Annotated in this window: 12 protein-coding genes and 2 tRNA genes; 6 read left to right on the forward strand and 8 right to left on the reverse strand. The window is 39.7% G+C overall.

Features of this window, described 5'->3' with window-relative positions; genetic code table 11:
* Window positions 1-19: 19 nt before the first annotated feature.
* From BLS38_RS00905 to rsmH, 7 genes are all read right to left on the reverse strand, one after another.
* Window positions 20-844, reverse strand: a complete 825-nt coding sequence (locus BLS38_RS00905; protein WP_092746685.1) for a putative RNA methyltransferase — start codon at window positions 842-844, stop codon at window positions 20-22.
* A gap of 82 nt (window positions 845-926) precedes the next feature.
* Window positions 927-2,045 (reverse strand): phospho-N-acetylmuramoyl-pentapeptide-transferase, encoded by a 1,119-nt coding sequence (gene mraY, locus BLS38_RS00910; RefSeq protein ID WP_092746453.1) that lies wholly within the window; start codon window positions 2,043-2,045, stop codon window positions 927-929.
* Entirely contained in the window at window positions 2,046-3,446 is a 1,401-nt protein-coding gene (locus BLS38_RS00915; protein ID WP_092746454.1) for a UDP-N-acetylmuramoyl-tripeptide--D-alanyl-D-alanine ligase, read from the reverse strand. It lies immediately after the preceding gene.
* Window positions 3,447-3,450: 4 nt separating this feature from the next.
* Window positions 3,451-4,950 (reverse strand): UDP-N-acetylmuramoyl-L-alanyl-D-glutamate--2,6-diaminopimelate ligase, encoded by a 1,500-nt coding sequence (locus BLS38_RS00920; RefSeq protein ID WP_092746455.1) that lies wholly within the window; start codon window positions 4,948-4,950, stop codon window positions 3,451-3,453.
* Between the two features lie 9 nt (window positions 4,951-4,959).
* Window positions 4,960-6,780 carry a penicillin-binding protein PBP3 gene (gene ftsI, locus BLS38_RS00925; RefSeq protein WP_092746456.1) on the reverse strand — a complete coding sequence of 607 codons (1,821 nt, stop codon included), beginning with the start codon at window positions 6,778-6,780 and terminating at the stop codon, window positions 4,960-4,962.
* A gap of 9 nt (window positions 6,781-6,789) precedes the next feature.
* The gene (gene ftsL / locus BLS38_RS00930; RefSeq protein WP_092746457.1) at window positions 6,790-7,128 is read right to left on the reverse strand and encodes a cell division protein FtsL; all 339 of its coding nucleotides are present in this window, start codon (window positions 7,126-7,128) and stop codon (window positions 6,790-6,792) included.
* Between the two features lie 2 nt (window positions 7,129-7,130).
* On the reverse strand, window positions 7,131-8,057 hold the full coding sequence (rsmH, locus tag BLS38_RS00935) for a 16S rRNA (cytosine(1402)-N(4))-methyltransferase RsmH (protein WP_092746458.1): 927 nt from the start codon (window positions 8,055-8,057) through the stop codon (window positions 7,131-7,133).
* 324 nt (window positions 8,058-8,381) lie between these two features.
* Here rsmH and BLS38_RS00940 point away from each other — a divergent pair, with 324 nt between their 5' ends.
* The 4 genes from BLS38_RS00940 to BLS38_RS00955 all read left to right on the forward strand — a co-directional run bounded on the left by BLS38_RS00940 (window position 8,382) and on the right by BLS38_RS00955 (window position 10,552).
* Window positions 8,382-8,720, forward strand: a complete 339-nt coding sequence (locus BLS38_RS00940) for a hypothetical protein (protein ID WP_092746459.1) — start codon at window positions 8,382-8,384, stop codon at window positions 8,718-8,720.
* An 87-nt stretch (window positions 8,721-8,807) separates the two neighbouring features.
* Window positions 8,808-10,316 (forward strand): glutamate--tRNA ligase, encoded by a 1,509-nt coding sequence (gene gltX / locus BLS38_RS00945; RefSeq protein WP_092746460.1) that lies wholly within the window; start codon window positions 8,808-8,810, stop codon window positions 10,314-10,316.
* A 62-nt stretch (window positions 10,317-10,378) separates the two neighbouring features.
* Window positions 10,379-10,454 (forward strand) — tRNA-Ala (locus tag BLS38_RS00950).
* A gap of 22 nt (window positions 10,455-10,476) precedes the next feature.
* Window positions 10,477-10,552, forward strand: a tRNA-Glu gene (locus BLS38_RS00955).
* A gap of 111 nt (window positions 10,553-10,663) precedes the next feature.
* On the opposite strand, the gene BLS38_RS00960 is transcribed toward BLS38_RS00955, so the two are convergent.
* A complete protein-coding gene (locus BLS38_RS00960; RefSeq protein ID WP_244518102.1) occupies window positions 10,664-12,820 on the reverse strand; it encodes a TonB-dependent receptor family protein in 2,157 nt (718 codons plus the stop codon).
* Window positions 12,821-12,975: 155 nt separating this feature from the next.
* Between BLS38_RS00960 and BLS38_RS00965 the strand changes: the two genes are divergently transcribed.
* Both BLS38_RS00965 and BLS38_RS00970 read left to right on the forward strand, forming a co-directional pair.
* Entirely contained in the window at window positions 12,976-13,311 is a 336-nt protein-coding gene (locus BLS38_RS00965) for a hypothetical protein (RefSeq protein WP_092746462.1), read from the forward strand.
* A 175-nt stretch (window positions 13,312-13,486) separates the two neighbouring features.
* Window positions 13,487-14,287 (forward strand): DUF4198 domain-containing protein, encoded by an 801-nt coding sequence (locus BLS38_RS00970; RefSeq protein WP_092746463.1) that lies wholly within the window; start codon window positions 13,487-13,489, stop codon window positions 14,285-14,287.

The following is a 14,287-nucleotide window of genomic DNA, read 5'->3' on the forward strand; positions in this document are numbered from 1 at the left end:
AATAATAATGAGATCTGCCTCAATCTTTGCTTGGGCAGATCTCTAGAGTTTGTTTACAGCGTTGAAATAAATAAATTTGAAAACTTGCAGTCACTTCAAAATGTTCTACTTGCTCTAATGCACAACGTCTATCTAACTTGGCTTTGTAAGCATACGGTGTCATGGCAATCAGGTGTTTAAGTGCAGATTGTGTAAGATTAACTGTATATTCAAGGTGTTGTTGCATCACCAAGTCAAAATAAGGCTCAAATTGTGCCAATATTTTATCAGGCTCATGCAATGTCACTTGCTCAAAAAGCGCTTCTCGCATGGCATACAAATGATTCTTTGCCGGGGTCACAACAAGACAGTACCCCTCATCTTTTAATACACGACACATCTCACCCATAGGTAATGGACTAAATAAACTACTACACAAAGCAATACTATTATCCATCACCGGGAGTACTGCCCCAGTGCCCACGACCCAAGTCACGGCACGGTTTGTTTTTGCTGCACGTTGCACCGCATTTTTTGCAATATCAACGCCTATACATTGAGACGTACTGTGTTGCATGGCACTGGTGTAATACCCTTCACCACACCCAATATCTAGAACTGAATCGATCTTATATTTTTTAATTATTGCAGTAACAGCTTGCTGTAAAGGTTCATAATGACCTTCTGCCAAGAATGCGCGGCGAGCAGTTACCGACTCTACTGTATCACCTGGGTTTTTACTATGTTTATGTTGCACAACATGTAAATTGACATACCCTTGCTTTGCCACATCAAAACTATGCTTTTGTTCACACTGCCATGTCTGATCAGACAAATGAAGTTGATGCCGACATACAGGACACATCAAAGGTAAAGCTTTGGCTGTTTTCACAAGACCCTCCAATATAAAAAGCTGGCAATCGCCAGCTTTTAAACAACACCTATAATTAGCGTAATTTTAACGTCATTAGACCAATGACCACTAAGAAAATAGTAACAATCCAAAAACGTATCACCACTTGAGTTTCTTTCCAGCCCCGTTTTTCATAGTGATGATGCAGCGGCGCCATTAAAAATACCCGCTTGTTTCGCATGCGCAATGAACCAATCTGTAAGAAAACAGATACAGCTTCCATCACAAACACTCCACCCATAATCGCAAATACAATTTCTTGACGTACCATAACTGCAATCGTGCCCAACATTGCACCAAGCGCCAAAGCACCGACATCACCCATAAAAATTTGTGCGGGGTGCGCATTAAACCATAAAAATGCCAATCCTGCGCCAACCATAGCAGAACAGATCACAACCAGTTCAGAAGTATATTTCACATAAGGAATATGTAAATAACCAGCAAAACGTACATCCCCAGACAAATAGGCAAACACACCTAAACCGGCAGCAACCAAAACTACAGGCATGATGGCAAGGCCATCTAGACCATCGGTTAAGTTCACTGCATTTGATGCCCCATTAATTACCAAATAAGTAAATGCGATAAAAGCTAAACCCAACGGTACAGCAGACAATGGAATACTTAAGTTTTTAAAAAATGGAATAAGTAAGTCAAGCATATTGTGTGTTGTGGTCATTGACGGTTGTATTTGAGCAATATAGTACAATGCAATACCTGCACCTAATGCACCAACTGACGTCCAAAAAAACTTTTTACGAGCAGGAAGGCCCGCATTGTCTTTATAACGAATTTTAATCCAGTCATCTGCCCAACCTACAGCACCAAAGATCACCATCACCGCTAAAACAATCCAAACATATGGATTCGATAAATCTGCCCAAAGTAAAGTACTAATTCCAATCGACATGAGAATGAGTACGCCACCCATCGTAGGTGTACCCATTTTTTGGGCATGGTTTTCTGGAGCAAAAGTACTTACTGCTTGACCATATTTTAAAGCACGTAGCTTTTTAATCATGATTGGCCCTAAGCACAATCCAATTAACAGTGAAGTAAGGACACTCAATAGTGTACGTAAGGTGAGATAGCGCACGACTAAAAAGCTACTGTCGTATCCGCCCAATCTTTCAAATAACCATAACAACATTTAAAGTGTCTCCATCAAATCAGCCATCAACGTCTCCATATGCATAAAGCGAGACCCTTTAAATAGGAAACTCATGGTCTGAGGTTGATGTTTTTTTATCATTTCAATTAAATACGGTAGTGCTTGTGCTTGCGTTTCAAAGTGTGCTACAGGTACAGGCCCAGTTGCCGCAATGCTCACAGCCTGCGAATATTCGCCTATAGCCACAATATGATCTATTGCAAAGTATGATAGTTGTTTACCTAACTTTTGATGCTCAGAAATTGCTGTATTTCCCAACTCACCAATATCACCCATGACCAAGACTTTCATACCTTGTTGTTGGCTTAACACATGGCTTGCAGCCAACATAGATGTGGGGTTGGCATTATACGTATCATCTATGCATAAGTATTGTTTTTTACGAATAAAGTTCAAACGCCCCCTGGCCGCAACAGCAGAAGCTAAACCTTGCGCAATCACATTCAAGGGAACATCCAGCGCTAAAGCAAATGCCGTAGCTGCCAAAGCGTTATCCACATTGTGTATACCTGCAAAGGGCAAGTCTATGGGTATAACACCTTTGGGTGTATGTAGCGTAAATAATGTTGATTCAGGCTGTAGTGCTATGTCTGTTGCGAAAACATCACCACCGTCACCAAAACTTAAACACTGAAAAGATTGTGTTTTTTGTTCAATTTTGGCCGTAAAGTCATCATTTTTAGGAACAATTGCATAGCCACTCGATTTTAAGTGCTGATAAATTTCCGACTTGGCTTGGCAAATGCCTTCACGACCACCAAACTCACCTAAATGTGCTGTACCAATATTTAAAATACCGGCCACATCTGGTTCAACCAAATGAGAGGTATAATCAATCTCCCCTTGATGATTTGCACCTAACTCCATCACTGCATAACGATGCTGATCTGTGAGTTCGAGTAACATCATCGGTACACCTAAATCATTATTTAAGTTACCTCGAGTCACCAGTGTAGGTGCTAACTGGCTAAAAATACTGCCTAGCATTTCTTTGGTGGTGGTTTTACCACTACTACCTGTCAGTGCTAACACTTTTAAGTCATGGCATGCCCGACGGCGAAATGTACCTAAATGACCTAAAGCCAAACGTGTATCAGCCACCACAAGTTGAGCAAGATCTAAACCATCTATTGGTTGCTCTACAATCGCAACTTTACAACCTTGTGCCTGTACTTGGGCTAAAAATGTATGTGCATCGAAACGCTCGCCTTTGAGTGCTAAAAAGGCATCGCCTGATTCAGCATGACGTGAGTCAGTTAAAATGCGTTTAATGGGTGTATTTGGATAATACCCCTGATGCCAAATACCCTGGGTCGCTTGCGCTAAATCTTGTGCAGACCAAGGCATAAGTGTATTGGTACTCGTGGTTGATGTATGCATATTATTATCCCAATGCCACGTATGTTTTTGAAATCGTTTCTTTTTGTTGCAAAGCAGTTTTTATTTCAATAGTATCATCAAAAAAGTGCTTTATGCCTTGTATATCTTGGTAGTTTTCATGGCCTTTTCCTGCAATCACCACAACATCACCTGCTTGTGCATGCTGTACCATATAAGTAATCGCTTCACGGCGATTGTCAATTTGATAAGCACTGTGCGAGGTAAAATCTATACCTGTGGTCATATCATTAAAAATATGTGCTAGGTTTTCAGTTCTTGGATTATCTGAAGTGAGTATCACGACATCGGCTTGCGACAATGCAATATTGGTCATTATTGGTCGTTTTGTACGGTCACGGTCACCACCACAACCAAAAGCGACCCAGAGCTTACCTGCAACATGCTTTCTAACGCTGATTAACGCTTGTTCTAAGGCATCTGGTGTATGCGCATAATCGACAATAAACACTCTATTCGCATCTGCAATGACTTGCATGCGGCCTGGCGCACCCATTAAGTCAGGAAGCCTAGAAACTATCTGACGAAGATCAATCCCTAATGCATACACAGTGGCTAAACTGGCCAATAAGTTATCAATATTAAACTGGCCAAGTAATGGGCTGACGACACTCAGCACACCTTGTGGGCTATGTAGATTAAAAATCACACCATGTAAGCCAAACTCTACCTGTGTTACATAAAGGTCAGCATGGTGATGCTGACGCGAATATGTAATTACCTTCGGCTGTGTAGGGTTATTTTTTGCAGCGGTTTGCATGACTTCTGCATACGCATCATCAATATTAATGATTGCTGTTTTCAATGAAGAAAATGAAAATAGTTTTGCTTTAGCTGCAGCATATTGCTCAAAGGTATGATGGTAATCTAAATGGTCGTGACTCAAATTACTATAAATTGCCACTTCAATATCACACCCGACCAAACGCCCTTGATCTAAACCATGAGAGCTCGCCTCTAAAGATACATACTCAGCACCTTGTTGTTTATATTGTGCTAAATATTGCTGTAATTGTAAGGCATCCAGCGTGGTGTGGGTTGATGGGGTTAAATGAGGCAAAATGCCGTGTCCTGTCGTACCCATAACAGCAACAGTATGGCCTGCAAAGGTTAAAAGCTCCGCGACCAAGCGCGAAATAGTGGTTTTGCCATTAGTACCTGTCACTGCAATGACTTTCGGAGGCGCAATGTTTAACGTGTGTTGTAAGTATTGTTGTTGCCACTGCCCCATTTTTTGACGTACATCGGCAATGATCAGCGTATCCATTTGATCAATACTAGACTCTGAAACAACCCCCAAAGCACCTTTTTCAATTGCATTTTTTGCAAATATAGCTGTTTTTTCTGGCTGAGAATAACTATTGAGCGCAATAAAAATTTGACCTGATTTTAAAACACGACTATCCAAGCAAAAGCCATGAAAAGGCTGATCTAACCAAGCTTGATGACTAGAGACATTACATACATCTTTAAAGCAAATAGACATAAAAGCACCTTATTTTTTGAAGTTCGTTGGCTGTAATGGTTTATCTAAAGGTACATTTAATAAACGTAATGTTTCTTGCATAATACGGGTAAATACAGGGGCTGCAACCACACCACCATAATAAGCACCTTGTGGGTTTTCAACCACAACAATCATGGCCACACGTGGGTTGCTAATAGGTGCAATTCCTGCAAATAAAGCACGATATTCTGAGGTAGAGTACCCTTTACGATCTGGATTTAATTTATGTGCTGTCCCAGTTTTACCCCCCACACGGTAACCTGGTATTTGTGCTTGTGTTGCGGTACCACCAGGCTGTGTGACTTGCTCTAACATACTTACAATTTGGTCTGCAATTTTAGGAGACAACACCTGTTCACCTTCAGGTAATTTGTCTAAACGATACAATGATAATGGCATTTCTTTACCATGATTTGCCAACATGGCATAACCTTGAGCCAACTGTAAAACAGTCGCATTTAAGCCATAACCATATGCCATTGTGCCAATTTCAGAAACATTTAAATATTTTTGTGGCAAAATTAAGCCGCCACTTTCACCAGGGAAATGTACTGCTGACTTTGAACCAAAACCAAAACGTCTAAATGTTGTTGGTAAAGTGGTGGTTGGTAAGGACAATGCGATTTTTGCAGCACCCACATTAGATGATTTAATAATTACCCCTGCCAGTGTTAAAACACCATGGTCATGAGTATCTCGAATGGTATGCGAACCAATACGCATTGAACCCGGATGAGTATCTATAATAGATGCGGGTGTATATTTATTACTTTCCAAAGCTGCAGCAATGGTAAAAGGTTTCATGGTTGAACCAGGCTCAAACATATCAATTGCGCCACGGTTACGCATTGCATCTTTATTGCTTAAATCATTTTTATCATTTGGGTTATATGATGGCCAACTGGTCATGGCTAAAATTTCACCTGTTTTTACATCTACAGCAATAGCTGTCGCCGAACGTGCATTATTGGCAACGCCTGCAGCTGTGAGCTCTCTATACATCACATACTGAATACGTGAGTCGATACTCAAAGTGAAGTTCTTACCATTACTGACAGGACGAATAATTTCAGGATCTCTGACCCGATTACCAAATTTATCTCGAATAGTCGTTTGTAAGCCCGATGTACCTGCAAGCTCATTATTGAGCTTCATTTCAAGGCCTTCTACACCTTTACTATCATTATTGGTCAAACCAATAATCTGTGCATTTGGCTGTGGCTGCGGATAGTAACGTTTATACGATTTTTCCGTATATATCCCTTGAAAGTTGCGTGCCATAATGACATCCGCTTCAGGTGGTGGTACTTCTGTTTTTAAAACCAAATACCTAGACTTTGGATGTGCTTGCATACGCTGTTTTAATTCTGTACGACTGATCCCCACAAGATCTGCAAGTTCATCTAAGTTAAAATCTTTGTCTGGTAATTTCTGTTTGGCTTTATGTTTTTTACCATCAACCGAAGGGGCTGTCATTTGATCATAGAGCTTTTTATTGTCGTAATAGTCTGCCGTATCCATGACAATTTTCATAATCGGTGAACTAATCGCAAGCGGTACACCATTACGATCACTAATCACGCCACGCATAGATTCAACCGTTTGGTCACGCTGAATAACTGCATTGGCTTTATCTTGTAAAAAGTCTTTATTAATGACCTGTACATAAAAAGCTCGGCCAATTAAAAGAATAAAACACCCAACTACCACTAACCAAATAAAATAAAAGCGCTCCTGACTCATTGGAGCAACTTTAGGTGTCACCGAAGCTGTGACTTTATTTTGATGTGTCGTTTTTTTTTCAGCCATACCACAACCTTATTTTTTCTGTTCTAACGGCGGTAAGGCAATCACAACCGTTTCTGCTGCTGGTGGTGAGAACATACGTAACTGTGTGACAGCACGAGTACCAATTTGAGACGTAGAGCCAAACGTTTGTTGCTCAATCAGCAACCGTGTCCATTCGGCATTCAAGTCATCTTGCTCTTTTAAGTAGCCCGTCATTTGTCGGTAGTCATGACGATATTCAAAGACCTCAAACACCACCATAATTGCACTCACGCAAATTAAGAGCACCAAAAATGCATATAGCATGGCTTTTTTATAACCTTGGTTTACATTAGGCTCTGAATTGGCATTTGCAATATTTTTTTTCATACTTATTCTTCTATATGCTGTTCCAACCCTGCGGCCACTCGTAGCCATGCGCTACGTGAACGTGGATTCACTTTAACTTCTTCTGGGCTTGCACAAATACGGGCAATTTTTTTCAAGCGCCGAGTATCTTTTGGTACAACAGGCAAGCCCCAACCACTATCTTCTGGCAAAGTCGACTCTTTTTGTATAAATTGTTTAATCATACGGTCTTCTAATGAATGAAAGCTAATCACTGCTAGTCTTGCGTCGGGTTTGAGCATATTGACCGCTTGTGGTAAAAAAGCCTCAACATCATCTAATTCTTTATTAATTGCAATACGAATCGCTTGGAAAGTACGTGTGGCAGCATGTTTCTTTTTTTCCCACTTCGGATGCGCTACTTTTACAATTTCCGCAAGTTCTGCTGTGGTTTCTATATCACCTGCCATTTTAATGGCTTTAGCAATACGGCGACTGTAACGCTCTTCACCATACTTATAAATCGTATTGGCCAAAGTTTCTTCGTCAATATCAAGTAGCCACTGTCTTGCTGTTTGTCCTTTAGAGTTATCCATACGCATATCTAAAGGGCCATTATTCATGAAACTGAAACCACGCTCTGCTTGGTCAAGCTGTGGTGAAGACACACCAAGGTCAGCCATAATACCATCGACCTGTTGTATACCTCTACGCTGTAGCTCTATTTCTAAATCTGCAAAACTGGCATGAATAATATGAAAGCGTGCATCTTGTTGTTGTAATTCAGCCGCTGTTTGTAAAGCTTGAGGGTCTTTATCAAATGCATACACTTGGCTATTTTCATCTAACTTTGAAAGCAATAAACGTGTATGTCCACCCCGACCAAATGTTGCATCCACATATATTCCTGTTTGGCGGTTTGCCAAAAGTGCATCAATTGTTTCGTTAAGCAGTACAGAAATATGTGACATAAAATGGTATCAGAAAAATGGATAATATAGCCTGCTATTATCGCCATGATTTTTAGCTGTGCCAAACAACTTTTTGTAGGAAAATATTAATTTTTAATGGTTATTTCAATTTTTTCATCTTTTTGTTCAAAAATGGCACAACATGCTTAAAATACTTCGCCTAAAATATGACGAAATTTCGCTTTAGATTAAAAAATGCATCTTATTTATTATTACAATTCACTTAAAGCAACAAAATAAGATACAATATCTGTATAAAATCACTACATATAATATCACAAAGCATCATCGTACATGGCTTTGTTAATTTTTGGAGCACTTAGCATGTTTTTTGTACGTCTTGTACTCCTTACACTGTCTTGTTTTGGCATGTTTATCCATCCCTCGCAAGCAACTCATATTGTAAGTAAAACTGAAGCAAACAACGAATTACAAACACACTTTTTATTTACTCATCAAAACTTACTTCGTCAGCCACAACTAAAACTGTCAGAAAATGCATTAAACAAACAAAAGCAAAACCTCAATACTCAGATTTCTGAACATGATGATCTTATATTACTAAATACAATTCATGCCGCACCTACACAAAACTTTTTTGCAGCACAACAACAACGTTTTTCTCGTTTTGTACAAAACCTACTTGCACTGTGTAATTCATAACCTACACAAGCATGCTTTAGAACACCCTATCACCACTGCTATTTTTCGTTATAATGCATGTTAACTAAAAAATATTTAGACATGATTATGACCACTGTTCGTACACGTATTGCTCCTTCTCCAACAGGCTTCCCACATGTTGGCACAGCATATATTGCATTATTCAACTTATGTTTTGCAAAGCAACATGGCGGTGAGTTTATTCTTCGTATTGAAGATACCGACCAACAACGCTCAACCCCTGAATCTGAAAAAATGATTTTAGATTCACTTCGCTGGTTAGGACTCAATTGGAGCGAAGGCCCAGATGTGGGTGGCCCACATGCACCTTACCGTCAATCTGAACGTATGGGTATATATAAGCAATATGCTTTGGAGCTTGTAGAAAAAGGCCATGCATTTTATTGTTTTGCGAGTGCAGAAGAACTAGATGACATGCGTGCGGCTCAGCAAGCACGCGGTGAAACGCCAAAGTACGATGGTCGTGGTTTACACCTAAGCGATGCAGAAGTGAAACAACGTCTTGCTGCCGGCAAACCACACGTGATACGCATGAAAGTACCCGAAGAAGGTATTTGTAAGTTTAACGATTTACTACGTGGCGAAGTTGAAATTCCTTGGGCACAAGTCGATATGCAAATTTTGCTAAAAACCGATGGTCTACCTACCTATCATTTGGCAAATGTGGTCGATGATCATTTAATGCAAATTACCCATGTGTTACGTGGCGAAGAATGGTTACCTTCAGCACCCAAACACCAACTTTTATACCAATATTTTGGTTGGGACATGCCAACACTGTGCCATATGCCACTACTGCGTAACCCAGATAAATCAAAACTGTCTAAACGTAAAAATCCAACGTCTATTAACTACTATAAAGACATTGGTGTACTCCCAGAAGCTCTCCTTAACTATTTAGGACGTATGGGCTGGTCTATGCCAGATGAGCGTGAAGTATTTAAACTCCAAGACATGATGGATCATTTTGATATACAACGTGTGTCTTTAGGTGGCCCAGTATTTGATGTAGACAAACTGAACTGGCTTAATGGTCAATGGATTAAATCATTAACACCTATACAACTGTTAGAACGTTTACTCGCTTGGCAAAATAACCCTGCCAAATTAGAAGACATTGCCCAAGCCATACAGCCTCGTATTAACTTACTTTCTGAAGCGGTGAACTGGTCTACCCTGTATTTCAATCATATGCCACAATTAAATGCAGATATGTTTGTGCATAAAAAGCTCACACCTGAACAAGTGCGTCAAAGCTTACAATTTGCGATCTGGCGTTTAGAAAAAACTTTTACATGGAACAATGACACGGTGAGTCAAATTCTCATGGACTTGGCCAACCAAATGGGCATTAAACTTCGTGACTTCATGCCAACATTCTTCATCGCTATTGCAGGTTCAACAAGTGCCACGCCAATTATGCAAGCCATGGTCACTATTGGCCCTGATTTAACTTATGCACGTTTACGCCATGCACTAGACATTGTGGGTTCACCGAGTAAAAAAGAGCTAAAAGTGTGGGAAAAACTCAATGAATCAATCCAATTGCCGAAAAATGATGCAATTGATTCATAACTTTATATTTTTCACTTGACGCAATGTGTACTTCAACATAACATAGCGCTCACACAGCAACTGGGGTCATAGCTCAGTTGGTAGAGCGCTACAATGGCATTGTAGAGGTCAGCAGTTCGATCCTGCTTGACTCCACCAAATCGCTTGTTCGTGTATATATGTCCCTATCGTCTAGAGGCCTAGGACATCGCCCTTTCACGGCGGTAACCGGGGTTCGAATCCCCGTAGGGACGCCAAATTCTAAAAAACCACAACATTAAGTGTTGTGGTTTTTTTATGCCTGCCTATAAAATTTTTAATCATAAAAAAGGCACAGCGAGCTGTACCTTTTTATTTAGATGACCAATTTAAAAGTCAAATGAGGTTTGAACAAAAATAGTTCTTGGCTGGCCTTCAAACTTGCCACCGTTTGCATCAGATGAACGGGTAAAATAATTTTGATCAAATATATTTTTAATACCTACAGCTGCTTTTAGTCCTTTCACCTGTTGGCTAAAGTCATAAGCAACACGTACAGACATGGTGTTATAGCCTGGAATATTGCCATACATACCCGCAGCATCTTCAATCACTACATCATCTTTGTTTGGTGCAACTTGTTTTGACTGAGCAAAAAAGTCTGTATTTACAGTCCATTGCTCGTAGTTATATTTCAAACCTAAGTTTGCGACCCATCTAGAGTAAAATGAAATATCTTTTCCTTTTCTCACGCCAGCTGCTGCTGTTGCATGGGTATAGGTTAAGTTCCCATATGCAGATAAGCCTGAAAGTTGATCCGTAAATTGACCAAAGTCATAGCTTGTACCGAACTCAAAACCAATATGCTTGGTCGCGCCTAAGTTGGTCCAACCTTCTGTACCTGCAACATTGTAACGCAATAGCTCTTGGTCAAAATCGATATAAAATGCAGTAAACTCAGCCGTTACACCTTTGCCTAGGTAATGTGTACCAATTTCATAATTTTTCGCCTTTTCAGGGCTTAAACCTGCTGTTTGTGACACTGCTTTACCTGCATCATCAATTTTAGCCATTTGGCTATACTGCTGTGGCCCAAAAGACACGCCATAGTTGGCAAAAATATTCCATTGATCATTGGCTTTATAAGAAATAGATAAGTTTGGTAAAACTTCATCTGAATCTACTTGTGTTGCTACTGCATTTTTCACGCTATTATTGGTATTGAGTCGATAATAGTTTTCTTTACTTTTAATTGATTCAAAACGCACACCCGGCGTAATTGACCAATCATTCCACTGCGTTTTATGGTCTAAATACACGGCATGCGCTGTGGTATTTCCATCAGCTGCACTGTATCCATCTACAGATAACGGCGTTGCACCACTCTTATACCATGCACTGCGGCCAATATATTCTTTACTGTCTTCATGTAAATAACGATAACCTACAGACACTTCATTACTGGTATTGCCCCATGCATAAGCATGTGAAAAACGAGGCTCAAATGCAGTCACTTTATAACTACGTGGTGCATTTCTCAGCTGTGTTTTATTTTTATCGGTATCGTTAATCTTTTCCATCACCGCATTACGGTAGGTATCTGTGTGATATGCCAATAACTCGAACTGATTTACATCATCACTATAGGTATATTTAAATGAACCATCAGTACGGTGACCCGAAAAAAAGTCATATGGCCGTGTCGACTGATTTGGGTCTACTCGGTATTGCTGTACTGTTAAACCACCTGGCATGTCTGCCTTTGCATCGTAACGATGGACATTAAACTCAATATTATTGTGCTGATTAATGCGATATGCCGTTTTAAGTACAACGTCATTAATATTGTTATGGTCATTATTGTCTCTATAGCCATCGCCTTGTGTACCTGAATACAGCAAAGCTACGCCTAAGCCATTTTCAAAAGTCGTACCCAAAAACACATTGGGACTCATTTTTACTTGACCATTTTTTGCAATTTCATTGGTTAATGCCACATTACCTTGAAACTTTTCAGGAATTGCACGGGTATTAAAGTTAATAATACCACCCACATTTTGTGGCCCAAAACGGACTGAACCTGCGCCACGAATCACATCTATCGATTCAATATTTCCTAAACTGGTGGGTGCAAGTGATAACTGAGGCTGACCATACGGTGCAAAAGCCAACGGTACGCCATCAATTAACACCGTTGAACGAGGTGAAAAACGTGAGCTTAAACCACGCACCCCAAAGCTTAATGACAAATCACTGCCTGCTGTACCTGCGTTATCTTGTACTTGTACCCCAGGTATTTGGCGCAATGCATCTTTAATGGTCGTTGATGCCGTATCATTCATACGTTGGCGGTCAATAATTGTTCTTGCACCTGCATGTTCTAGTACTTTTTTTGCAGTCACGTCATCAAGCCAATTTCCTTGTGCTTGTACAGCAATTGTATCTAACATGGCATCATTAGGTGCGGCATAGGCTAAAGATGAACCTAATCCCATACATGCAATAGACATGGCTATTTTTGTTAAACGTGTTGTAATCAAGTACATATTGGCTTCTTTACTTACATTAAATTACATGAATAATAACAAATGAAGCATATTAAACAATAATTATTCTCAAATAATTATATAACAGATTATATTTTTTCCTTTTAGTAGATGGGCTGTTAAAATAACCCTACTGTGTTTTTTTCGGAATATATATGCAATATCGCTGCCCTAAATGCCAAAGTTCTAAACTTATGCCAGTTGCTCAAGGTAATGGTGCTAGGCCTGACGTACCCAAGAGCCTGATTACACTTATTTTTTCGCTTTTCTTATTATTACTTTTGGTTATTTCTAGCATTGTGATGTGGATATTTAGCAATGGTGCGGGTACTAACCTACAAATTGCGACTGTCATCGTATTTGTGATTACTGTGGGTTCAGGTTTCATGTTTTGGCGTGATTTACCAAAATTCAAGCAATCTATGCAAACCTTTATGCGATCACAAAAAGCATGGAAATGCCGTGACTGTCAGCACCAATGGCAAAACTAGTTTTAATACTTTTCTAAGGGCGTGTTCGATAAACTCGTTGACGCTCTACCCTTTTATATAAAACAACAATTTTTTGCGAAGATAAGACTATTCAAACGGCGACTTTTATTTATAATAACGATTCTCAATTCTATTTACACTATAAATAATTTTATTTCGTCAGGAACTCCCCCCCATGAAAAAACTACTGCTTGTTTTAGCATTGACTGCATCTGCAACCGTATCTGCTCATCAACCTTATGTATCCACTTTAGTTAATCAAACTGAAAACTCACGCACACCAATTATTGCAGGTTATGCTGAAGAAGCCCTTAGCAGTGAAGCCGCACTCAAGAAAGCTGTTTTTTCTATTGTTGATCCAGAGTCTCAAGTGAGTCAAATCACGCCAGAAACACAACTTAAATCAGCCACAGTATTTGATTTAAGCCTGCCCAAAGAAGGCACCTATAAAATTAATTCAACCATTTCATATCATTTAAAATACGCGTTTCAAGACAAGGCATGGCATATGTTTTTAGATATGCCTGCAGATAAAGCCCCAGCCAAAGCAAGTCGTCAATACCTTATTCCAAGTGACTTTAAAAAAGCACCTGAAACCATTGATGCGACACGTGAATGGACCATTCAAAGCTATATTAGTAAAAAACATACGACAGAAATCAAAGAAATTGAACTTGCACCAATTGATTTAACCTTTAGTGCTCACCCCAATGAAATTAAAGCCAATCAAGATGTGGTTGTACATGCCCACAATCACAGTAAAAATGAACACCTAGGCGATATTGAAGTCTCTGTCCGTAAACTAGGTGAGTCAGATGAACAAGCCAAAACATTGAGTACCAATAAAGAAGGTGAAACGACCATTCGTTTTGCAACAGGAGGTCAATACCTTGTTGTAGCAACACCAAAATTTAACCCTCAATTGAAACCAACCACACAGCATTACACCATTGTCAGTCTGCATGTGAGCAATTAA

It is taken from the genome of Acinetobacter boissieri, assembly GCF_900096955.1.
Taxonomy (GTDB): Bacteria; Pseudomonadota; Gammaproteobacteria; order Pseudomonadales; family Moraxellaceae; genus Acinetobacter; species Acinetobacter boissieri.